Source organism: Paenibacillus andongensis, assembly GCF_025369935.1.
Taxonomy (GTDB): domain Bacteria; phylum Bacillota; class Bacilli; order Paenibacillales; family NBRC-103111; genus Paenibacillus_E; species Paenibacillus_E andongensis.
The window spans coordinates 5,125,667-5,149,971 of record NZ_CP104467.1; the positions used below are offsets into that span (position 1 = coordinate 5,125,667).

Genomic DNA, 24,305 nt, shown 5'->3' on the forward strand with positions numbered 1-24,305 from the left:
TTGAACTATAGCACACAACATATCCAAAGTAAACACTTTATGCATATTTTGTCTATCTTATTTTTTGTGTATTTTATTTTATGAATTATGTATAATAAGTAGGAGAGTTGGTGGGAGGGTTTCTAATGAAAATTATTTTTGAGAATGAACAAGATACCACGAAATATAAATTACTAAAAAAATTAATCTCATCAGTCATGGTGGAAGGTTTTCAACATTTGCGGATGGACGACATTGCCAAATATATGGCCGTAAGCAGAGCCACCATGTACAAACACTTTTCTTCAAAAGAAGAAGTTATCGAGGGTGTAGTACAAATTTTTATAGATTATTTGGAAAAGTTGGAAGATCGAACGAAGGAAGATGACGAAAAATGGTTCGGCCTCTGGTTCCAAAAATTGTTTGAACAATCGGTGACACTTGTCGGGAAGATTTCAGACGTATTTTTAAAGGATCTTCAAGCCATGTATCCAGATTTATATGATATTCTAAAAGGTGCTTTGAATAAGCGTGAAAAGATGACCTCCGAATTTTACCAGGAAGGAAAAAACAAAGGCATTTTTAATCCAATCAACGAGAAATTCATTTTGCTTCAAGACGATATTTTGCTCCGAGAGATTATTGATGTTAAGTATTTACTTTATAACCAAATGTCGATTCAACAAGTTCTCAATGATTATTATCAGTTCAAAAAAATACAGTTATTCAAAGCGGAAAAACTTTCAATCGTCGACGATTCAAACATAGAACCAATTATTGATCATCTTGTTGAAAAGTTTAACCGGACGTTGTAAGGTTGAACAACAAATAAGCGCGGAAACCGCGCTTATTCAGGAGCGTCCCTAGCTGTAAGCGCGTTTTCCGCGCTTACAGCTAGAGCTCTACGAGCCGAAGCTCGCCCATAGAGTCTGAGAAGCCGAAAATCGACTTCGTCATTTTGCAACACTAGTCCACAGATCGGCATCTATCATAATTTCCTATACAACAAAAATACAGAATCAAGCCCCTTGGCTTGGTTCTGTTTTCGTTTTCTCCTATTGTTTTTGGTTTTTTACATGGTTTGATGTCTTCTTTGATTTTTCCTTGTATACTCCCCATAACATTCAGGCGGATTTTAATGGGTCTATTTTCTAGTTACCTGGCAGTAGGGAACATTCCGGTAGAAATGGCAATACGGTTCTATACATAAGAACTTTCGACTCTGGAAATATTAATGTGAAATATCATAAATTGGAGGAGTCGGTCATGAATAAAAAAGGAAATGCATTAGTAGCAACCAGCTTAACATTCTTGCTTGTAGCAACTGGCTGCGGTCCATTGCATTCAAATGGAGTAAAACCATCTTTAGCAAATCCAACTCAAGTACAATTTAACAATGATTCACAATCTTCACAACAACCCGTGAAGCAGAACGAAATTATCCTTGAACCAGCAGCTCAGAAGTATGTAGAAGAAACCGCTAACCCGCCGTATCCGTTTGACCTTGGACCGATAAAAGCCCGTGAGGCTCTTGATAAACTTCAATCCGGTCCAATTAATAAGCCTCCTGTGGATATACAAGATCTAATAATCCCAGGCGGACCTACTGGAAAGGTTTCCATACGGATTATTAAACCGAAAAATGCACCAAAAAATCTACCTGTAATTCTATATAGTCACGGAGGCGGTTGGGTACTTGGTAACGCACATACGCATGATCGCCTAATACGTGAGCTTGCAGTAGGTTCACAATCAGCCGTCGTTTTCATCAATTATAGTCTTTCACCAGAAGCGAAATATCCTGTTGCCCTGGAAGAGGTTTACACTGGGTTAGATTGGGTGGCTAAAAACGGCAAGAGGTACGGGATGAATGACAAAAAAATTACGGTAGCCGGCGACAGTGTCGGAGGGAATATATCAGCAGCAATTACACTGCTGGCCAAAGAACGTAAGGGTCCGAAGATCGAGAAGCAGCTGCTTTTTTATCCAGTAACTAATGCGGCGTTCGATACAGCTTCTTATGATCAATTCGCTGAAGGCTACTACCTCCGCCGTGATACGATGCAATGGTTCTGGGACCAGTACACGACCAATCCGAAACAAAGAGAGGACATCTATGCTTCTCCGCTTCGTGCATCTATTGAGCAATTAAAGGGGCTTCCTAAAGCACTAATCATTAACGGTGAAGCAGATGTATTACGAGATGAGGGAGAGGCTTACGCCAACAAGCTTAGACAAGCTGGGGTTCCGGTAACTTCCGTGCGCTTTCGAGGTATTATCCACGACTTTGTCATGCTTAATAACATGGCTGAAACCGAATCAACTCGCGGTGCTATGCTGCTCAGCAATGCTTGGCTGAAGCAATAGGGAAATGAAAAGAACCACCCTACGACTATTTAGTCGCAGGGTGGTTCTTTTCTATGAAGTGATCAGGACCCGCTCCCGTCCAAATGAAACCGGAACATTTCCTCAAACAATACGAAATGGCTATCCAAGATTTCATCTGGCGTCAATTTAACTCCGGGAGCATCCAGCCCCATATTGGATTCGAAGGTCATACTCATTCCACCGCAAACGTGGTGGATCGCAGATGTTAGATTAAATGAAGGATTTGGCTTCCTCCCATCATCCACCACCAATTGATTCCTTTCCGTAAATGGGAGTCCTTGCAACGCGTAAGCATCAACAAGTTTGTGATTAAACTCCTGCTGTTTTTGCATGACCGCATATGGCAAATAAGAGATTTCACAAAAATGATTGTCATTATTTGCACCGCCATGCAGCAAAACGGATAGATCTGGTGCTTCCGCATCGGCAAGCGCGAGCAGCGCACGAGTCTCCTCTGCCATCGGAGCAAAGAAATTGTCGTGCATCAGATTAACGCCATCATCGTTAAAATAAGACCCAAGGTAATCAGCAGCGTCCTTGATGGGATGAACCGCCTTGCAGTCTGGCCATGAACAAAGCGTGCCGTCTTTCCACGTTCCTTGCATATAATAGACGAACTTCTCGTAAGACACATCGATCAGTGAATCGATCGGCAGCCTTGCTCGTCCGTCGGGATTCATGCAGGGGATGAGCAGCAGCCGGAATCGATGGGCGTTTTCAAATAAATAATCATGCCCTTTCCCCCTGTAATCAGTCCCTGTTTCGAGCAGTTGGATAAGATTCATCACAGCGACGATGCCCTCCAGTTCGCCGCCATGAATGCCTCCGACAATCAATAGCACAGGTTTATTATCCTTGCTTTTAAGTGCGTAATGGTCCGGATTTCCTGCTCCGCAAGCCGAATTATAATTAGCTTTTCGTCCAAAGTTCTCTTTCTCGCCGTATTCGACTAAATAAATGTTACGTCCGCCTGCTGAGGAAGCTAGTCCCCTCGCTTTGCCCTTCGTGACATTCATACAATGCTCAATTTCCGTCAATTTGCTCTTCCAAAACGGTTTAACCATCGTATTTCCACTCCCCCATGTTCCATGCTACTTTGATTTTATGCCTGACTCATCCTTTTACTGACCCCATCATTGCGCCTTTAACAAAATGCTTTTGAATGAAAGGATACACGATCATAATCGGCAGTGTACCGACGAGAATGACAGCATATTTCAGCGATTCCAATACGACCGCCTTATCTCCGATGGCTGTACTTACAGTGGTATCCGTGAGTTGGCCGATCAGGACGATATTCCGAATCGTAACCTGAAGCGGATATAAGTTAGCATCTCGTAAATAGATAAGTGCGGTGAAGAAGTTGCCCCAGATTTGGACGGCATAGAACAATGAGATCGTTAACATCACGGGTTTAGACAAGGGAAGAATAATTCTTAACAGGATGCCAAGATCAGACAACCCGTCGATTTTACCAGACTCCTCAAGTTCTCGCGGAATGCCTTGAAAAAAAGTGCGCATGATGATCAGGAACCAGGAGGAAACGAGTCCAGGCAAGACCATTGCCCATATGGTATCTAACAAACCATAACTGCGAACAACGAGATACGTCGGGATCAGTCCGCCTGTGAACAGCATGGTGAACACGATGATCAGCATAAATGTCCTGCCGAAGACGAGATTTCTTCGCGACAGTGCGTAGGCTCCCATCGTAGTGAAAACAAGCGAAAGCGTAGTTCCAAGCCCAACATAGATGAGTGTATTTTTGTAGCCGACCAGAATACGATTATCTTTTAGAACGGCTTTGTATGCATCGAAATTGATGCCTTTTGGCCATAGACTGATCTGATTTCCGGTCACATATTCTGCGGAACTTATTGAAACTGCTGCCATATGAATGAAGGGAAATAGCATGAAACACGCGAAGATTCCCATCAGCAGGACGTTAACAATGTCAAAAAGACTAGTACGCTTATTCAAACCTCATCTTCTCCCTTACCATAGGCTTGTTTCCCCAAATCTGCTGCTGAGCTTATTGCTCGTATATACGAGTATGAATCCGATGATCCCCATAAATAAATCGATGGCCGTACCGTAACTAAATCCGCTTTGCAATAGGCCAACCCGGTAAACGTAAGTTGAGATGACGTCTGACGTGTCGTAAGTAGCTGCATTGGACAATAGAAACACTTTTTCAAAACCGATTTCCAGAACATGACCGATCTGCAGAATGAACATAATAACAACCGTTGTCGCAATGCCAGGAAGCGTCACATGCCAGATTTGCCTTAACCTGCCGGCGCCATCCATTTTTGCTGCCTCATACAACTGTGGATCAATGGTCGTCATGGCCGCAAGAAAAATAATGGAGCCCCAGCCCACTTGCTGCCATATTTCCGAGCTGACATAGATCGTTCGAAACCATTCGGATTCCTGTAAAAAATTGATGGTCGGAAATCCCAACCGTTGAAACATATGGCTGAGCCAGCCGGTACTCGGCGATAATAACATGACAATGATGCTTGAAACTACTACCGTAGATAGAAAATAGGGAAGATAACTTACCGTTTGCACGAATCGTTTATAAACCGAACTTCGAAGCTCATTCAATAAAAGGGCCAGCACGATCGGAGCGGGAAATCCAAAAAGCAGCTTATATCCCCCGAGTACGACTGTATTCTTGATAATGATAAGGGCATCGGGATTTTCAAGGAACAGCTTGTAATATTTAAAACCTACCCATTGACTCCCTGACAAACCCTTGAATAGATTGTAGTCCATAAAAGATATAACAATTCCGAACATAGGAACATACTTGAACAGAATGTAATAGACCAGCACGGGTGCCAGCAGCAGCAAAAATATATGATCACGTTTTATTTGCTTTATAATAGATGGCTTCAATGCTGGTTCTCCTTTCTGAAGAGATAGAGCTGAAGCACCCTCAGTAGGCGATCAGCCCTATCGTTAATACTCACTACTTATTGTTTTTTTTGAGTCGGTCCAATCCAATCTGATAGGTATCAATCAGCTTCTGTGAGCCCATCTTGTTCAGCTGGGCAAGGAATGCATCCCACTCCGTCATTGGGGTCTCGCCCAAAATAAATTTGGCTACAGATGATTCATAATATTTGTTAATTTGCTCCTCTAAGAGTGAGATCGCACTCTTCTCTTCGCTTGTTAATGGAGGTAATGCGTTGATGACAGGGAATTGATACTTCGCAGCTTCTGTGAAAGAATACTGTTCATTTTCATTACTAAGCGATTTCGAGGCTTCAAAATCAGCCAGCCCATAAGCACCTGTCGTAAACATACCCATTTCTTTGCGCAGGTCATTAGGCTCTTTGAAACGTGGCAGAAACTTACGTTTATTGTTTTCAACTGTGTACGTTTCTCCTTCTTTACCCCAACTGAGAATGTCTTTCCCTTCTTTGGAATAGATGAAGTCAAGATAGCGCAGTGCGGCGTCCAAATTTTTCGTTTTGGAGGATACGGCGAATCCGTATTCTTCAAAGTTCGTGTTCGGGATATACGCCTTGCTGCCGTAGCCTAACGGTGGTGCCATGAATTTCAAATGAGCGCCATTTCCGCCATTCTGAAGCTGCGTGTTCATGATTTCGATTTGTCCGATAAATTGAATGGTCATGAACGATTTGCTCGTTGTAATGAATTGCGTCCAGGCCTTATAGTCCATCGAAAGCCAATCCGGAGGCGTCAAACCTTCCTTATGGAACTTGTTTAGATATTCCACCATTTTCTTGAAGCCCGGATCGGTCACCCCATGCTTGATTTTACCGGTAGCTTTGTCCTCGAAGAAAGATGGGTATACGCCAAACGCTGGAGCAAAGTATTTCAAGGTATTGATTCCATGACGGAACACGAATGGATAGCTATCAGGATATAGCTCCTTTAGTTTCTTTGCAGTTGCATATAACTCATCCCACGTCTTCGGCTCCTGGAGGGAGTGCTTCTTGAAAATATCATCCCTGTAAAAATAGACAGTCTGGTTTCCTGCCCCCATGCCATCATTGAGCACATGGTACATTTCTCCACCCGGTGACGTCATTCTTTGAGCAACATCGGGTCTGGATGCTAGGAAGGATTTTAGATTAGGCATCTTGTTCAGATGTTTGGACAAATCCAGGAAAGCGCCCTGCGGCCCATACTTTTGAGCGTCAGGCGGAAAAACAGACATTAAATCCGGCATGTCTCCGGATGCGATGGCAAGTGCCAATGACTCTGGACCCGTTTGCGTCTCCTGATTGATCGTGATGTTCGTCTTCTCCTTGACCCACTTCCATACAGCCCAATCTTTCTTAACCGGCCAGGCACTTGATAGATCGGTTAATAAACGTAGAGTTGCCGCTTCAGCTGGTTTGACTGAGGCTGCTGCGCTCGGGCTAGGAGTGGCAGTTGAACTCGTACCGCTTTCTTTCCCCGTACAGCCTGCTAGCAGCGCTGTTATTACGGTGAATACAATGGCTCCATTTTTCATTTGTTTTCTTTGTATCAAGTTGAATACACCCTCCTTTTTATTTGTCCTTCGGAAAATAGATTGTTCTGCATCAAGCGATTATGTATTCGTTTTCAAATGCGTTAACCTGCCTGATATCGTCATCATAAGTCATCTCTTCAACATCAGTAAATCAACAGAACTGATCAAGTTGCAACTACTTTAAGCTTTTCTAATAATAATACCAATTTCCACAAAAAAGCTTATTCATTTATTGGGCTTTCCTAAGCCCATTCCAGTCTTGCCGGTTTCACAAACGAACTGCGGGGGAACTGCGGCATCTCCTGAATCCATCCGATCAAATTTCTGAACAATCTTATGCGGTATATTTTCGATTTCCGAATAAGTCGAACAAATAAACTTCACTGTCTGCCGACCAGCCTCGACCTGCAAAACGTACATCTTATTTTAAAGGATTTGCCGTTTTCAAGGTGCTTACCTGTAAAACCTGCATCTCATTTGCTCGAAAAACGCCAATAGTGAATAAAACGTTCGATTTAGATGTATCCTTTGCAGGTCATCCCCTATAATTTCATCAAATACCCTCTCGTTCCGCCAATTCAATTTGCTGCTCATATTATACAATTTAGAGGCTTGTCGTTCCGTTCAGAATAACGCTGACCAAAAAGGACCTCCCCCTACTGGCGGAAGTCCTCATGGATACGTGTAACTATTTCAAATTAAATACCCCTTGTAGCTACCCCTCAAAGACTATCACCCTTTTTGGACAGCACCCTTCAAATGGAGTTACATCTGAAAAACAATCGTCGGGCTCACCGCTGTATCGGCCAAGCTTTCCTTGCGCCTTCCTCCGTAAGCGACGCTGAACGTATACGAGCCGGGCAGGAGCTCCTTGCGTATCACGCCACCGCTCGTCGTGCCGAACGTCCGCCAACTGCCCGCGTAATAGGTAACCTGACCGCCATCAAGCTGGCTGCCTTGGCTGTCCTTCAGCTGCACTGTGACGTTCGCCGTCTGGAAGACGACAACGGCATTCACCGATGTATTCTGCTCTTTCTGCATGCGCGTGCCCTCATACATCATCGCAAAGGAATAAGACCCAGGCAGCAGTTCCTTGCTGCTTTCGCCATAAACAGCCGTACTTACTGTCCGCCAGCTGTCAGCGTAATAGCTAGCGCTGCCTCCACTGAGCGGATTCCCTTGACTGTCTTTCAGCTGTACCTTGACATTCACCGTCTGGAAGACAACGGTAGCATTCACTGACGTATCCTGCTCCTTCTGTATGCGCGTGCCTTCGTACGTCATCGCGAAGGTGTACGATCCGGGCAGCAGCTCTTTGCTGATCTCGCCACTCGCTGCAGTACCGATTGTACGCCAACTCCCCGCGTAATAGCTTGCACTGCCTCCGCTAAGCGGATTCCCTTGGCTGTCCTTCAATTGCACCTTGACGCCTACCGTTTGAAAGAGGACAACGGCGTCGGTCCCCGTGTTTTGCGACTTCTGCTTGCGCGTACCTTCATACGTGATCGCGAAGTCGTAGGACTTATTCGGCAGCGATTTGCTGACCGTTCCGGAAGCGTCCGTGACGCCGAATTCTTTCCAGCCGCCGTCATAATACGATACGACCCCGCCACTGAGCGGATTGCCGTTGCTGTCCTTAAGCTGCACCTTGACGGCTGTTGCAGCGAGCGTAAAGGCTAGCTGCTTAGCGGGCTCGATATTTCCCGCCCGGTCCGTTGACTTGAAAAGCAGCCCGTAGGACCCTTGCTTATCGAACGTGACTGGCGTTGTATACGTTTGCCAGGAAGACCCGTTATCCAAACTGAATTCGGTTTTCGCCACACCTGATGCGTCGTCGCTGCCAGAGAGCGTGGCCGTGACCGGTCCCAAGTACGTGCCGTTCGGACCATCAGGCTGCGACGGGGATGCGTTAGACGTTGTCACCGGAGCGGTCCGGTCGATATTGTTTACTGTATAGCTGCTCACATTGGACACCTTGCCCCCCGCACTTGTTCCCCTGGCATTCACTGTGTCATTGGCAGAGAGGACGATAGGAGCTGTGTATGCCATCCATGCGCCGCCAGAGCCAATTTTATATTCCTTTATCGCCGCATCGACAGGGTAATGGATCGTCAAGTTGACATCCGAATTGGTAGGCGTCGTCTTATCGGCGGTGAAAGTAGCATCCGCTGGAGCAAACGTTTTTTTGTACAATGCCACATAATCAAACAAGTACTTGCTCGCAAACCGATTCGTACTGAATCGGAACGTATCGATCGAAGTCGCAGACGAGTTATTGTAGAATTTGACCCCGCTGACTTTGTATTCGCCAGTTGTCGGATTCACCGTACCCGCATCCGTCGTGCCGACATAGCCCTTGAGTGCATCCGTCTGGACCGAGAGATCATACGTCTTCGTTACCGTATCCAATTCGATACGGAGCGTGACCCACTGGTCACGTGGTAAAGTGAAGCCTGTGGACTTAGGGATCTTGTAGGCTGTCGCGTTGTTAAAATAGCCGAATGTACCGTCCGAGAAGCCGGTAAACCGTACGACATCACTACTTGCGCCACTTAGCTTAAGCTCGAAGTTGCCGAAGTTCGGGCTCGTATCGCTCAGCTTCTTAAACATGAATCGGGTTTCGAACATGACCTTCCCGCTTTGCGCCACGTTCGTTCTCGTCACAATGGGGTCTTCCGAGTAGTCGCTGTCGGACGCATAAGTCGAATCCTTCACCTGCAGAACTTTACCGCTTGCATCAGGAGACGACTCGATCGTTACCGTCGACGTCGACCCGGTTTTGAGTGTCGCCTTCCAATTACTGGCGTTCACATTGCCCGTCGTCATGTCGTCAAACGATTCATAATACTCGCCGCTGATGCTTGCAGCAGGCATGGTCACCGTTGTACTCGGACCATCCGTCGATACGTTGCCCTTGCTATCTGCAGCCTGAACCCGGAACATATAAGTGCCCCCCGGCGTCAGACCGGTTACGTCATACCCGTACACGCCGCCAGTAACCGTACCTACATTCACGAAGTCTGTCTGCGTTGCATCTTTCAGATAGATCAAATACGAGGCCACTTTGCCCGAGTTGTCCGTTGCTGGATCCCACTCCAGCCTTGCTACGCTTGGGAACAGCTGAGCCGGCCGAACCGAAGCTGCTCCTTCCCACGAAGGAGGTGTCGTATCTTCCGTTGAATCGTACATCGTCACGTAATCGAATAGGTAATTGCCCGCGTATCGATTCGTACTGAAGCGGAACGAATCGATCCCCTCGAGAGATGGGGTGTAATAAAACGGAATCTCCTTGACCTTGAAGACACCTGTCGACCGATTCAGCGATCCATTATCAGCCAAACCAGTATAGCCCTTGAGCGAATCCGCTTGCAACGTGAGGTCAACCTTTTTCGTCGCCGTGTCCAGATCGACGCGGAGCGTGATCCACTGGTCGCGCGGCAGCGTGAAACCGCTCTGCTTCGGAATTTTGAACGGCGAGAGGACGCCATTGTTATCCAACTTCCAAAAGCCGAATGACCCGTCTGAAAAGCCGGTAAACCTTACGACATCCGTCCCGAAGCTGCGGAGATTAAGCTCAAAGTTATCGGAGTCGGGGCTCGTGCCGCTCAACTTCTTAAACATGAACCTTGTTTCGAACGTGACCTTCCCGTTTAATGCCGTGTTCGATCTCGTCACAATCGGGTCTACTGCAAAGTCATCATTATTCACATAGTTTGAATCCTTCACCTGCAGAACGTTGCCCCTTAAATCGGGAGAAGGTTCGATCGTTACCGTCGACGTCGACCCGGTTTTCAACTCCACCTTCCAGTTACTGTCGGTAACATTGCCCGTGGCCATGTTGTCGAACGGTTCATAATACTCGCCTACGCTGGCTTCACTCGGCATCGTGACCGATAAGCTCGGTCCATCGGCGGTCTCGTTCCCCTGCGCATCTGCCGCCAGTACCCGGAACGTATAGGTTCCTCCCGGCTGCAGACCATTCACATCATATGCGTTCACATGTCCCGCAACTGTTCCTACTTTCATGAAGGATGACTGGGCTCCATCCTTTCGATAGATCGAGTACGTGGCTACATTGCCCGAATTGTCCGTTGCTGGGCTCCACATGAGCCTTGCGGTTGTCGGAAATAGATGACCCGTCTGGAGCGATGCCGTCACTTCCCATACAGGAGCGATCGTATCGATCGACGCAAAGCTGAGCGGCAAGCTATCCAGGGAACGATTGTCGCTCGTATCCACGGCCACAATAGTGACCGAATACGTCTTCCCGACAGTCAATCCCGTGATCGTTGCCGTGGTCGAGCTGCTCGGGACAACCAGCTTCTGCACGCCGTTGGCATAGAGAACGTATTCCTTCACCCCGACATTGTCAGTGGACGCCGTCCAACTGACGGTAGCGGTCGAGTCCGCCTGAGAAACCAACTGCAGATTGGTGGGAGCTAACGGCCGTTCCTCGTCCGGCTGCTCTTCGATTAATCCGATCCAATCCAGATTCATCGCACTACCGGCGTTCCACAGTGTAATATCGACAGGACCAGGCGCCAGCTGCTGTCTCGTCTTGACCCGGAGTCCCTTCCAAACATCGGGAGTCGTCCCCCAGTTGGGATTTCCATTCGAATCGGTCGTCGGCGGCGCCTCGAGATAGTATGCCTGATTTCCGATCATCGCCAATCGGCCTACAATCGTGCCTGCCGGCATACCTGACGTATATTTCAGGACGAGATCATATTTGCCGGCTTTCGGAACATTCATCGTCCACTTCGCCCACTGTCCCGGCTGATCCCAGCCCGCTAAGCCGACTCCGCCGGATAGGAAAGGACGGGTCGAATATTTGGAAAAGCTCTTGCCGCCGAAGGCGACGTACGATTCTGCTTCCTTCCAGTTGACATACAAGCTCGACCTCATCTGATCCGGATTAGTCCAAAGTTCCGCATTGGAAGGAGCTCCCGATCCAATCTTCTTCATCTTCAGCATACCGGTCGCGCCTTGCAGGATGACGGCTGCGTTCGCTTCCAGGTAAACGCTCTTCCGCCGCCCATGCTGCTCGAATAGTAATCCTTCAGGAGCCTCCTCCACCTCGTACAGCCCAGCAATGTTAGTCAAATTCCCCCGAGCGACGGATGTCCCTTCCGTATCGCTGTACGCATGCAGCGTCGTCGATCCCGACACGCCGTCAATAACGGTCTGCAGCTCCAGCTCAGGGAGCGGCTGCGGCATCGCGATCTGGTTCAGCTTGAAGTCCCGCTGCCCCTTCTCGACATGAATGGTCAGCGTACTTCCGGCTGCATCCCAATGCACACCGCGCAATCCCATGCCGTCCGTCACCGGTCCGCCACGCAGAATGTCCGCACCGCTGACACCGTCGCGCAGGCGTTCAACTCCTGGAGCATGCAGAGCCACCTGCGAATCCGATTGGCTCGAAACGGACAACCGATCGCGTCCATACACGATCGTGGACGGTTGGTCGCTCTCGATCAACGTGACGCCATCCTTGTCGACCTTCGTCCCGTCGACGAGCAGTACCGAATCGCCTTTCAGCGCCACAGCGGTTCCGTTAAAGCGAATGCTGCCCGTATCGATTTCATCAGCAGTCGTTGTCATCCGGATGTACACGACTGTACCGTCCGCAAATGTCAACTTCATGTAATTTCCATGGTTTTCCGAAACGACATTCTGCGGCGCCGAATCCCGTTTATAGGCTTCCAGCGTCGAGACGAACGTCGCCTCCTCCGTCTTCGGCGTAATGAATGCCGCATGCTTCTGCTGCTCACCGGCGTACGCCCCGCCAGGCTTTAGTTCCGATCCGTCGATGCCAAGAAACTGGTCATCGTATTCTGTTCGCAGATTTAAAGGAGCGTGGAATCGGACCTTGAGGCCCGCTGCGCCTTTCAGAATCGTTGCTCCGGCATGATCTGCATCGATATTTAATTCATCCTCGGCATGCAGGCGCCACGCAAACTCGTTTCCTTCTGTACTCTTCGATTGCAGTTGATCGATGACGACGAACATATTCTGCCTCACATAGATGACATTGCGGCCCGCTTTGGACAAGGCAGCGCCATACGCGACGGACGCGTCGCCGCTCACCGCGTCAAAGTCGGGATGTGTGACGAAGCTAACCACTTTACCGTCGGCATTGATGTCATTAATCGGCTGACCGTTCTTCCCGTCGTATGTAATCGCATTGGAGGAGAATGTTTGCTTGTTGTAATACATATGATGGTCCGTGCCGTAGTCGTCGTAAAATCCGCTCTCTATAGCAAGCGGTTCGCCGAAGGCATTGATAATGAAGCTGTTCTGATCGGCATGCATATGATTGTAGCTGCCATATGGGCTGGATCTAAAGTAGAGCGACACGGCGTCCGGATCGTATAATTCGGAATGCATCGCCACGACCCCGATATCCTGAAACCATCTGGAGTCCGGCATATCGACCGGCGGTCTCACAGCCAGATTACTGTCCCCGTAGAAATAGTTGCTCAAATCCGGGTACATCCCCGATCCGACCGCTTGCGCCGCCCATTTGAGCCGCGGATCTCCCGTCATTTGGGCAAGTCGGGTATAGGCGGACACACTATAGCCTCCTGGCGAGTCCTCGCTGCCATCGCCGAAGATGCCCTTCGGACTGCCTTTCGGCCAAGCATAGAGCGGATACAAGCCTTCGTTTCGGGAATACGCTTTGTCATACAAATTAAATCCGGTTGCCGATAGAAGGACATCCATAAACTCCTTGCCGAACAAGTTCGAATACTGCCAGTACCCAGTTCCTTGAGACCATCCCCCGTTCTCCCCACCCCAAGGCGGCATGAAATTGATATAGGCAGGAACGCTACTTCGGAACCAATCCTCGGCAGCCGGGATATCGTGAAGCATCGCTGTTGCGATGATGCCGAGATAGCCGAATGCCGTCCAACCGTGTGAGTCGAATGGATTCTTCGCAATCGAATGATTATTGACGAGATCTTGCATCATCGTTTCGGTTCGGGTTTGAACCATGTTCTGAACCTTCGGCTTCTCTGCTACGGGCTCCAATAAGTCATAAAGCCAGTCATATGCCATCGCAGACTTATAGGTAATGTAGCGGTGAATTTGGTCATGACTTTTGTAGCTGGTTACCCCATTCGTATCCCAACCGGCAATATCAAGCAGTCGTAGTTTCGCTCGATTTCCGACCTCCGTGTTCCCCGAGATGAGATAGACGAAGGCCATATCCATCATTTCGTTGACGACTTTATCGGAATAGGCGCGGTCAACCGATGTCGGCGCCGGTGGCGGATTTTTGTTTATATTCGCCATTACCCATGCATATTTCTCATCATAGAACTCCTTGCCCGAAGTCAGAGCTAAACTGCGAAACTCAGCTAGCTTATCAGCTTTCGTCCAGATTCGCGGATGCTGGTTGCCGACCTGGCCCATCAGTTGATCAACCGATGGTACGACGAACGGGACATTTTGCTCCTCGATACGAAATTTGCGAGTAACGCTCCATTCCGACCAGCCGTCAGCCACAGTATGATACCTTACTCGCCAATACCAAGTGCCGCTATCAAACACATGAGGGAAATTGTAATAGTTAACAGTCAGCTCAGCATTCTCGTAGACAACGCTTGAAACCGTAGCACTGCGGCTTACCTGCAAGTCGTATTTGTCCGCTCCAGAGACAACAGGCCATTTGAAATCAGGTGGGTTCTGCGTCGTCACGAGCGAATCCTCCGGGCCGAACGGCATATTAAACCCTGTTAAGACCGAAGAAGGCCATGCAGACGCTGCCAGAGCCACGGAAGAGTTCAAAATTGGACTTAGATTAAGTGAACCTGCAATCAACACAAAAACCATACCTATCGCCAGTTGTCTTGCCTTTATCCAACCTCTCACTTTCAAATCATCCCCTCCATCCATTATTGAAAAATCACAGTTGCCGATTCTTGTTGTGTGAATCCGCTTTCAAATAATCGCCCTCCTTTCGTTAAAATAATAGTACTTGTCAGGAATCGGCTCGTATATGAACAGAACCTGCAATCGTTCAACTTTTCTTCAATCTTCCAAAAAAAATGCCAATTTCCGCAAAAGAGCCTAATCATGCTTGTCGTCCGGATGGAATCAGGAAGAGGGTTAAACGTTCGGAAATGTAAAAAAAAACGGATAAGCCATCCAAAGTTGGCCTATCCGTTTCAATTTTTCTATGTGGAGGAGTCGATTCTTTTCCGATATTCACTCGGTGTCATGCCTGTATATTTTTTGAACATCCGGTTGAAAGACGTGATATTCTGATACCCGACAGCCATGGCGGCATCGTGAATTTTGATCCGATTATCGGTAAGGAGGCTTGTCGCTTTCGTGATCCGGGTTTCATTGATATAATCCACGATGCTCTTGCCGGTCTTTGCTTTGAAATAAGAAGACAAGTATCCGCTGCTCATCTTTAGCTTTTCTGCCAGAATTTCCAGATATATTTCTTCCGCTAAGTGCTCGTTGATATAGTCAATCACGAAGGATGTAACCGGGTGCTTCTCCTCCTTTTTTTCTCGAACAGCTTCTGAGGTTTGCGTCACCCAATCAAGCAGAAGCTGCTCCAGCTCTTTTAACGTGCTGCATTGCAGGATTCTTTCTCCCGCTTTGCCCAAAATGATCTCCAATCGATTAGGATCAAGGTGATAAGGAATGGTTGCATTCCTGATCTTGTCGATCAGAGATTCGGCAAACCGCAGCATCACGACAGCCGTCAATTCCTTACTATGCCATTTGGCAAACTGACGTTCCATAAGTGCAATCAGTTGCTGCGTATTCCCTTCTCTCAAATGAACTTCAAGCTCTTTATCCTGATCGGGCGAAAAGCCCACAGCCATTTGTGTCACTGCACGCTTGCGTATAATCTGCGTTTCGTTAATTAACAGACGTTCACCAACTAGTTCCTGAACTTCCTCGTATGCTGCAGTCAACTGAGCTGAATCCGTATAAATCGAAGTAATTGCAATGGTAACGATGCCGTACTCCCGATCATGATCGAAAACAGATTTCATTTCGCCAAGCAGATCGGCTACAACAGTGAGTTGATCCGTAAAAACGAGACTTAATATCTGATCGCGTTCAATTTGAAACGTTTGTGAATCTGGATAGGTCGGAATTAGCCTGCTGTCAATGTAGGTCTTCATATAATAAAGCCATTGCTGGATGGATGATTTTGAAATCGTGTTGTAAGGCTGGATTTGAAAAAGAACAAAAACGAACGGCTTGTTAGTAAAATCAAGCTTCCAAGCATCATGTTCGTGATATCGAATCGCTTTGAGATGGTTGATAAAAGAGAGTTGTTTTCGAATCATATGATTGCCGTGTATTTCATTACTAATAATATTAAATTCCTTGATGTTCGATCGAAATGGTACATAGTCTTTCATTTGACGCAAAGACTCGATCACTCTTTTGAGCGGGTTATTGATGCGTGCCGCAAACAAGAACGAAAACATGATGCTGAGCGATATCGCTGCCGCCATAATGACAATCAGTGTAATGCTCAAACGGGACTGGTTCGCAATTCGTTCAACGGGAACCCGGTAGAGATACTTATAACCCGTACTCTTTCCTGTCATCACAAAATGATATTTATTATCCCGAATGAAGTTGTTGCTTCCATATTTCTGAAGATCGTCAAAAGAAATGCCCGGTTCATGTTCCGCACTTTTGAACAATATCTCTCCAACTTCGTTGTAAATGATAAAATCGTTATAGATGCTTCGATGGAACTCTTGGTACATTTTCATCGCATCGAGAAAAGCCACCATGTAAAAATCATCTTTATTTTTGAAGATGATCGGCATCATTTCACCCAGCGTCTGCGGTTGGTTCTGAAAAGTGGAATTAATGACCGGAGCAGCTGGGAAAATTCGGCTTGTGTAGGGTTCTTTGAACTGTTGTTTCCAAAAGTCCAAAGAATATTTATCGCTTGAGTAAAACACATTAAACATCGCTTCTGCATTCGTGCTCGTACTTTTCTCCAGCACGAGTCCATCTTTCTTCGAATATAGAACGATGTTATCGATAAATAGGTAGGGATTCGCTGTAAAACCAGATATTTCACGCACGATAGGAAGAAAATTCACGTAGTTAGGGGTATTCTGCAACCTCTGAACTTCTTCACTGAAAAAAAACAGAACCATCTGTTTTTTGATCAGATCCAACTGTTTTTCATATCTCTCACTCGTATTTTCGAGCATCAGCGTGTTGTATTTGACAATTTCCTGCCTGACATTCTGTTTAGAAACCGAGAAGGCATACATGATAAAAGAGGCAAGTAGAAGAATGATGCATAGAAATCCTGCAATGAGCCGTATAAAAAGCGAATTAGATCTATTTCGAATGAAAAGGATCGGTTGAAGATTTTTCATACAACCCCCACTTTTATCATAATTAATCTAACTTCTTGTTGATACATATCTTAACAAACAGGTTGAAAGGTGTAAACCGTTCTCCCTTCATGTGGCCCGGTCATGGCCTTTCCTCCATACGGTTAACAAGAATCTGCCCCATCAATCCGTAAGGTCGCAGTATATATTCCGGCGTATAATCAGCTCCTGTAGGATGGAACGACCACCAATCTATCCATGCCCGATCCGACCGAATTTCGTGAAACGGACCCAAAAGGTTGCGGGGACTGCCAATAACCTCGATATCAATCTGATTAATTCCTTGGACGAGCCAATCGGTGAGCTCAACCGTCCCCGCAGCTCGCCACGGAATGGCCTGCTCATGTTGTCCGTTTACTTTGAGATTCAAGGTGACCGCTTCATATGTCCCTACTTCCAAGACGATCCGTTCACCTTTCCTAATATCCGCATCAAGGTCGAAATGGTAGACTATGCTTCCGCAGTAATGCGGATAGCCCTGCTGGCACCAATCTCCGAATCTGAGCGTCTCTGGCTCTGTGACGAGACAGCAGCTGTTATCCACGGCGAAATCACCGATCAAGAACGCGTCCTCGATTTCCATATCATGCGTGTATTCACTGATGACCTCCAGCACATTCTCTCCCTCGAGCAGAACAGGGAGCTTGACCGTTGACATCGAGCGGTCTAGATACCAGCCATTCGGCTTTTCCATGATTAGCTGTCCGTTCAGAAGAAAACCGAATCGCTCCGCCTGTTCGAAGACCAGGAACGTATCCGTCGCAGGAACATCCTTCACATGGAAGAAGAAACGGAAAGCGACAATCGTGCCATCATTCTCATGAGGAACATGAACCCAAAAATGCCGTTGGAGATTGCCGTTCGCATAGATTTGCCTCATATTCAGTTGTTCGCGTACTTTTCTCTGAGCTTGCCATACATCCATCTTCTCCGACCATTCTTCATCCCGCAGTCGATACTGGCATCTATCCAGTACAAGGGCGTTTGGATGCGTCCGTGTAAAAGAAGCGACCGGCCCCAAACTGGACATTGGCTGAAGCACTTTCGTATTCCGCTCCTTCGAGCTTGCTCCTTCGCTACATGGGGATATAACGTACAGCTTGGAGTCGGCGGGACCGAAGTTTTCGTGGAATACGGCATAGTTGTTTTGCGTATTCATAGGTTTGTCGAATACTTCTCCTGTGAGCAGATTCCACTCTTCTACCCGTCCACCTCCTTGAATGTGTACTTCTACCTCATGCGCCGCATCCCGATCATTGTTAACGACGAAAACAACCGTGCAGTCCTGCAGCTCACGGCGCATGTACAATAGCCGATCTGCCTCTCGTCCGTTCTGGTCCAAAAGGCTAACACAGCGGGGTACGATTCTTTCTATTTCAGCTGAAAGGTCATTATGGGACAAAAGCTGCTTAAAACGCGAATGGTCGATCAGGAGCTGCCATTCATCAGATGGTTCTCCATCCATTAATGTGGGTAAGTTTCCAAAAGACAGTACCCATCCTCCAGCATTCAGGTAAGTAATTAGTAATTCATACGTTGAACTTAGCAAATTATTAAGTGACGGCAGTACGACGACTTGATAGCTTGCTTGACCAACGAATAACCGTTCCTCCTGTACGCGGCCGACCTCTCTCAAGATCAGCTCGTCACCTAAGTCAAAATCGTAATGCCAACCAAGCAGCTGGCGAACAAATTCGTTGAATTCCTGACTGTATTTGCCAAGCTCATCGGTATTGCCTGCTTCATTGCGCCATTCATGCGCCCGCACATCTCTCCCGAGCTTCGCCCAAACGGAAGTCGCCGGGTGGATGACCAACACGTCTCTTGTCACACGCCCTTCACTCAGTACCGCTCCGAGCCGTGCAAAATAATTTTCCAACACATGATTATGCTCCCACCAATTCACATTGTAATTAAACGAAGGCGGATAATCGCGCTTGCGGCATCCGCGAAGCGTATAAAGTGCCAGGTGATGGGTCAGTAAGTTGACGCCAAGTACGAACTGCCAATCGCCGATCCATTTGCGGCTTTCGAATGACAGATCCCATCCCGTTACTCCGTATGTTTCCGTGATGACTCTTTTCTTGCCATACTGATTCGCAACGCTTGACACCTGCTTGATGGTTAAGCTTTCCTCCGTTTGCTCACATAATGTATCGATACCGGGAATGTCAAGATAGCGATAATGAGGCATGATGGAGCCACTATGCCTGACTGCACCTACCAGATCAGCCTCATCGCAGAAATGCCCGGTAAATGAAATCCCATTCACTCGGCACCAATCACCAATTTGCATCGTATAAGCATCGCAGAACATTTCCGTGACCGTCTTCCAGTAGTCGTGCCGAATCTTGGAGGACGGCGAACCGTGATAAAAAAAGTAGGGAAGCGCTTCCCAAATCTCATAACCATTTTTTTCGGCAAACGCTTGAGGTAACAAATCGGACCACGAGATCCAGGTCATCTCTGGCGCTTTAAGTTGTTCCTGAAAGCCGAGGATACTGGGTTCGTCCGTGAAAATACCGGGTACCGTGCTTCCAAACTCTTCTCCGACGGCTTCTTTGTAGCGCTCGTACGTCGTCTCGATAAATATTTCCGCTGATTCTGGATTCAAGTTATCCGTATAGGTATCACCGTGGCACCACTCGTTTGGAGTAGCGACCTGCCTGCTAAAGACCAAATACACGTGATCCTCATCGAGTAAAATGCACGCATGAAAGTCCATCACCCTAGTGCAGCTTAACAACTCATTTCCGAGTATTCTCGCTTGGTATACGGCTTGTATGGACTCATCGGATTCAAAACTTCTGCAAATGTTCAGCGATAGCGCCTTTGCACGCACAGCATCGCCGCCGATTTGGGGCACCTTGCCGCCTCCCATACCTGAAGAATAGCGGTCTTCGTCATATAACCAAGCGTGAACGCCCTCCGCTTTCGCTTTGGCGACCGTTTGTTGAACATGTTCCATGAACTCCTTACCCATGTAAGGTGTCTCAAGTCCTTCCCGCACGTGCATCATAAAACCGCCCATGCCCTGTTGTTTGAATCCCTCGACTTGGGCATTCAGTTCATCCTGCTCAAGTAGGCCGTTCCACGACCAGAACGGTACGGAACGATTTTCTATAGGAGGATTTGAAAATATGTGCTGCAGTTCTGACCTTTTCATTTCCGATCCGCCCTTTTTCTTCATTTCAATAGAAGTGCTTCCATCTATCGGCATTTTTATTGTTTATTATGGCAGGACCTTTCCATGAATGCTTTCCCTTTTCCACGATTTTTTTGAACAATTCCGCGAATCCATGTACCTTAAGCGTTTATTTGAATTGCTGGCGATAGCTGCTAGGCGTCTGTCCAATCATTCTTTTAAACAATCCAATAAAAGAATTGATATCTTTGTACCCTACTGATTCAGCAATTCTGCTGATTTTAAGCTGAGAATTTCTTAATTGTTCACAGCTTTTTCGTATTCGCATGCTTTGAAGATAGTTATGATAGCTTTGGTTTGTATGCTGTTTGAATAAGCGCTGTAAATGCCTCTCGCTCCACTGAAATTTTTCGGTCAAATGGGATAAGGTGAGTTCCATCGCGTAATGTTGTTCGATATATAGAAGAACTTGCATGAATCGATCTTGTTTACTTGGAAGTGCCTTATTTTCATTATGTTTAAAACGGTGCATCGTGACAATCAACTGTAGAAGAAGACTGTTTAAATAGGTTGAAGAACCGCTTTGAGACAGAGAATATTCCCGATAAAGGGAAAGAAACAGCTTCTCTATCGCAGCATCGACATCCGAAACCGAATAATAACGGAGCCCTGCTTGTTTTAACTCTTCCATTAAAGTAAGGATCGGTTTATCCGTGACGGAAGGCATTAAGCTCTCGATGAGCTCTGGTGTAAATATGCAGTTGTAAATAATTAGCGGTTCTTTGACTATATCTGCGGATGCGGGGCGAAATACATGAGAGACCCCTATTGGGATGACAAATAACTGACCTGGAGATATGCGCTCGACCTCGTTTTCAACATAATGAAAGCCTCTACCCTCCATCACATAGGCCAGCTCTATAAATTCATGCGAATGTTGCGACAAGCGAAAAGCTTCTGTCTCCCGATTGACGTAAAGCTTCAAATCATGACGGAAAAAGCGTTCCCCTTTGAGTGTTTGCTTCGAATGCTTCATCCATTGTTCTCCATTTTCCAATAAAATGTCTATTCTACCGGTATTGAATGTCCTTTATGCCAAGATAAAAAGAAACAGGTTTTCTCTTATTATTATAATGGAAATCAAAAAAGGGGTAAATCAAACATAGTTATCAGAAAGGTGTGAGCCATCATGTCAATCGTTAAAAAACTGCGTTGCGAATACAAAGAGAATCCGATCGGAATTGATTGTAGGCAACCCAGAATTAGCTGGCAGATTCAGTCCGATAAACGCTCATGGCTTCAAGCAGCTTATCACATACAAATTTCGCAGGATATCGAATTTAAGAACCTCCTCTGGAATTCAGAGAAAGTCCTCTCAAATCAATCCGTTCACGTCGAGATTCACAATTTGGTAGTAGAAAAATACAAGCGCTATTATTACCGTGTCAAAGTTTGGAGTGATCAAGGCGAACAGACAGATTGGTCCGATATCGCTTATTGGGAAATGGGATTGCTTCAATCCAGTGATTGGATAGCCGATTGGATCAGCGCTCCGACTGAGCAATTCCCTCTGGAAACAGAGATATGTCCGTTACTCCGACATACGTTTCAGGTGAATGGTCATGTACAACGTGCTCGAATCTATGCGACTAGCTTGGGGCTATATGAAATGAAATTGAACGGCTTAAACGTGGGAGAACAGGCTTTCGCTCCCGGCTGGACCAGCTATAAACATCGTCTTCAGTATCAGACTTATGAGGTAACGGACTTATTGACAAACGGAGGAAATGCGATCGGTGTCATGCTTGGAAATGGGTGGTATAAAGGGAAATTAACTGGGCGTGAAAAGAAAAATATGTACGGAGATCGTACGGCCTTTCTCATGCAGCTGCACATTCAGTTTACAGATGGAACAGAAGAAATTATAACATCCAGCCCAAGTTGGCGAGCAGCTGAAAGTCCCGTCTTAATGTCCGAAATTTATCATGGGGAGACCTATGACGCTCGCTTAGAGAAAATAAATTGGAGTACGGCAGCCTATGATGATGCGGATTGGTTTCCTGTGGAGCTGCTACAGCACTCAAAAGATATGGTGGTGGCACAAGAAAACGAGCCTGTTCGCAAAATCGAAGAAATCTCCCCAATTGCCCTCATCACAACACCGTCTGGAGAAACGGTCATCGACATGGGACAAAATATGGTCGGATGGGTACGTTTTACGATTCAAGGCCAGTCAGGTCAGGAAGTGACGCTGCAGCATGCTGAAGTCCTGGATCAGGAAGGCAACTTCTATACGGATAATTTGCGAAACGCGAAACAAGCCATCCGATACGTGTTAAAAGGTGGAGAACCTGAAGTCTATGAGCCTCATTTCACCTTTCAAGGATTCCGTTATGTGAAGCTCGCCGGTTTTGGCGAGTCTATTCAGCTTGCCAACTTTACTAGTATTGTTCTTCATTCCGCTATGGAACGCACAGGCTATTTTCAATGCTCGGATCCGTTAATCAATCAGCTGCAGCACAATATCCTCTGGGGTCAGAAAGGCAACTTTCTTGATGTGCCGACCGATTGTCCGCAGCGGGATGAACGTTTGGGATGGACGGGAGACGCTCACATGTTTATCCGTACCTCCGCTTTTTTAATGAATGTAGCCCCATTTTTCAGCAAATGGTTGCATGACTTAGAAGCCGACCAGTTAGAAAATGGAGGTGTTCCCTTCGTTATTCCGCATGTATTGAGTGAAAACAGTCATTCGTCAGCCGCTTGGGGAGACGCAGCCGTTATATGTCCGTGGGTCATTTATCAATGTTATGGTGATAAGCGGATTCTGGAACAGCAATATGAGAGCATGAAAGCATGGGTATCCTATATACGCAAACAAGGTGAGAATGAATTCCTTTGGAATACTGGCTTCCATTTTGGCGATTGGTTAGCTTTGGACGCGAAGCCAGATAGCTATATTGGCGCCACGGATCGAGACTTTATCGCAACGGCTTTCTATGCCTACTCCGTTTCATTGCTCGCGAAAACAGCAAAAGTGTTATCAAAGGAAGCCGATTGGGAATTATATACGCGCTTATACGCTCAAGTACGTCATGCTTTTCAGCACGAGTTTGTCACCCCATCTGGAAAGCTATCTGTCCCTACACAGACTGCCAACGTATTGGCGCTCATGTTCGATCTTCTGGATGGAACCGCAAAGGAGCGAGCGGTCAAAAAGCTTTTGGAGCTCTTAGAAGAAAGCAAGTTCCATTTGACCACCGGCTTCGTCGGAACTCCTTATTTGAATCTCGTCTTAAGCCAAATTGGCCATACGGAATCGGCGTATAAATTATTGTTTCAACAAGATTATCCATCCTGGCTCTACCAAGTTACCAAAGGGGCCACCACGATATGGGAGCATTGGGATGGCATCAAGGAAGACGGCAGTTTCTGGAGCAGGGACATGAACTCGTTCAATCACTACGCTTACGGCGCGATTGGCGAATGGTTGTACCGCTGTGTTGCCGGTATTGATGTAGATGAAGATGCACCGGGTTATAAGCATATTCATATCAAACCTCAGCCAGGTCCAGGATTAACTTGGGCAGAAGCGAAGCTGGATTCTATGTATGGATGGATTCACACTGAATGGCGGCAGTTAAGCGAGCATGCAATGGGAATTACGCTAAGTATTCCTCCGAATACGACGGCCTCAGTCCTTCTTCCGAATGCTAGAGAAACAAACCTTCGCGAGAATGGCGAATTGCTTGAACAAACCACTGGCATTAGGGGAATTAGGCAAACAGAATCAGGTGTATCACTGACACTTGGTTCAGGGACGTATCGTTTTACTTATTAAAGGTATAGACCCTCGCAGACAGAACTTCAAAATTTCGATTTTGGCCTCGTTCAACAG

The 24,305-nt window shown here is 46.8% G+C and carries 12 protein-coding genes; 3 read left to right on the top strand and 9 right to left on the bottom strand.

The window, feature by feature from the left end; genetic code table 11:
- Positions 1–125: 125 nt before the first annotated feature.
- Together NYR53_RS23280 and NYR53_RS23285 are read left to right on the top strand one after the other, a co-directional pair.
- A complete protein-coding gene (locus tag NYR53_RS23280; protein WP_261301530.1) occupies positions 126–794 on the top strand; it encodes a TetR/AcrR family transcriptional regulator in 669 nt (222 codons plus the stop codon).
- 451 nt (positions 795–1,245) lie between these two features.
- The gene (locus NYR53_RS23285; protein ID WP_261301531.1) at positions 1,246–2,346 is read left to right on the top strand and encodes an alpha/beta hydrolase; all 1,101 of its coding nucleotides are present in this window, start codon (positions 1,246–1,248) and stop codon (positions 2,344–2,346) included.
- 62 nt (positions 2,347–2,408) lie between these two features.
- Here NYR53_RS23285 and NYR53_RS23290 read toward each other — a convergent pair whose 3' ends face one another.
- From NYR53_RS23290 to NYR53_RS23330, 9 genes are all read right to left on the bottom strand, one after another.
- A complete protein-coding gene (locus tag NYR53_RS23290; protein ID WP_261301532.1) occupies positions 2,409–3,431 on the bottom strand; it encodes a M14 family zinc carboxypeptidase in 1,023 nt (340 codons plus the stop codon).
- 49 nt (positions 3,432–3,480) lie between these two features.
- Positions 3,481–4,260 carry a carbohydrate ABC transporter permease gene (locus NYR53_RS23295; protein ID WP_367618570.1) on the bottom strand — a complete coding sequence of 260 codons (780 nt, stop codon included), beginning with the start codon at positions 4,258–4,260 and terminating at the stop codon, positions 3,481–3,483.
- Positions 4,261–4,362: 102 nt separating this feature from the next.
- Positions 4,363–5,271: an ABC transporter permease gene (locus NYR53_RS23300; protein WP_261301534.1), complete on the bottom strand. Its 909-nt coding sequence runs from the start codon at positions 5,269–5,271 to the stop codon at positions 4,363–4,365.
- Between the two features lie 73 nt (positions 5,272–5,344).
- On the bottom strand, positions 5,345–6,880 hold the full coding sequence (locus tag NYR53_RS23305) for an extracellular solute-binding protein (protein WP_261301535.1): 1,536 nt from the start codon (positions 6,878–6,880) through the stop codon (positions 5,345–5,347).
- A 207-nt stretch (positions 6,881–7,087) separates the two neighbouring features.
- A complete protein-coding gene (locus NYR53_RS23310) occupies positions 7,088–7,282 on the bottom strand; it encodes a hypothetical protein (RefSeq protein ID WP_261301536.1) in 195 nt (64 codons plus the stop codon).
- A 345-nt stretch (positions 7,283–7,627) separates the two neighbouring features.
- Positions 7,628–14,737: a fibronectin type III domain-containing protein gene (locus NYR53_RS23315; protein ID WP_261306495.1), complete on the bottom strand. Its 7,110-nt coding sequence runs from the start codon at positions 14,735–14,737 to the stop codon at positions 7,628–7,630.
- A gap of 305 nt (positions 14,738–15,042) precedes the next feature.
- A complete protein-coding gene (locus tag NYR53_RS23320; RefSeq protein WP_261301537.1) occupies positions 15,043–17,244 on the bottom strand; it encodes a helix-turn-helix domain-containing protein in 2,202 nt (733 codons plus the stop codon).
- Positions 17,245–17,344: 100 nt separating this feature from the next.
- Complete coding sequence (locus NYR53_RS23325) at positions 17,345–20,428, bottom strand: glycosyl hydrolase (RefSeq protein ID WP_261301538.1); 3,084 nt, start codon at positions 20,426–20,428, stop codon at positions 17,345–17,347.
- Positions 20,429–20,576: 148 nt separating this feature from the next.
- Positions 20,577–21,443: a helix-turn-helix domain-containing protein gene (locus NYR53_RS23330; protein ID WP_261301539.1), complete on the bottom strand. Its 867-nt coding sequence runs from the start codon at positions 21,441–21,443 to the stop codon at positions 20,577–20,579.
- Between the two features lie 153 nt (positions 21,444–21,596).
- Between NYR53_RS23330 and NYR53_RS23335 the strand changes: the two genes are divergently transcribed.
- The gene (locus NYR53_RS23335) at positions 21,597–24,248 is read left to right on the top strand and encodes an alpha-L-rhamnosidase (protein ID WP_261301540.1); all 2,652 of its coding nucleotides are present in this window, start codon (positions 21,597–21,599) and stop codon (positions 24,246–24,248) included.
- Positions 24,249–24,305: the final 57 nt, after the last annotated feature.

Coding starts and splice junctions, on each gene's coding strand:
- NYR53_RS23290 (WP_261301532.1), bottom strand. CDS start 3,431: ATGGTTAAACCGTTTTGGAAGAGCAAATTGACGGAAATTGAGCATTGT.
- NYR53_RS23285 (WP_261301531.1), top strand. CDS start 1,246: ATGAATAAAAAAGGAAATGCATTAGTAGCAACCAGCTTAACATTCTTG.
- NYR53_RS23330 (WP_261301539.1), bottom strand. CDS start 21,443: ATGAAGCATTCGAAGCAAACACTCAAAGGGGAACGCTTTTTCCGTCAT.
- NYR53_RS23335 (WP_261301540.1), top strand. CDS start 21,597: ATGTCAATCGTTAAAAAACTGCGTTGCGAATACAAAGAGAATCCGATC.
- NYR53_RS23320 (WP_261301537.1), bottom strand. CDS start 17,244: ATGAAAAATCTTCAACCGATCCTTTTCATTCGAAATAGATCTAATTCG.
- NYR53_RS23280 (WP_261301530.1), top strand. CDS start 126: ATGAAAATTATTTTTGAGAATGAACAAGATACCACGAAATATAAATTA.
- NYR53_RS23325 (WP_261301538.1), bottom strand. CDS start 20,428: ATGAAAAGGTCAGAACTGCAGCACATATTTTCAAATCCTCCTATAGAA.
- NYR53_RS23295 (WP_367618570.1), bottom strand. CDS start 4,260: ATGGCAGCAGTTTCAATAAGTTCCGCAGAATATGTGACCGGAAATCAG.
- NYR53_RS23310 (WP_261301536.1), bottom strand. CDS start 7,282: ATGTACGTTTTGCAGGTCGAGGCTGGTCGGCAGACAGTGAAGTTTATT.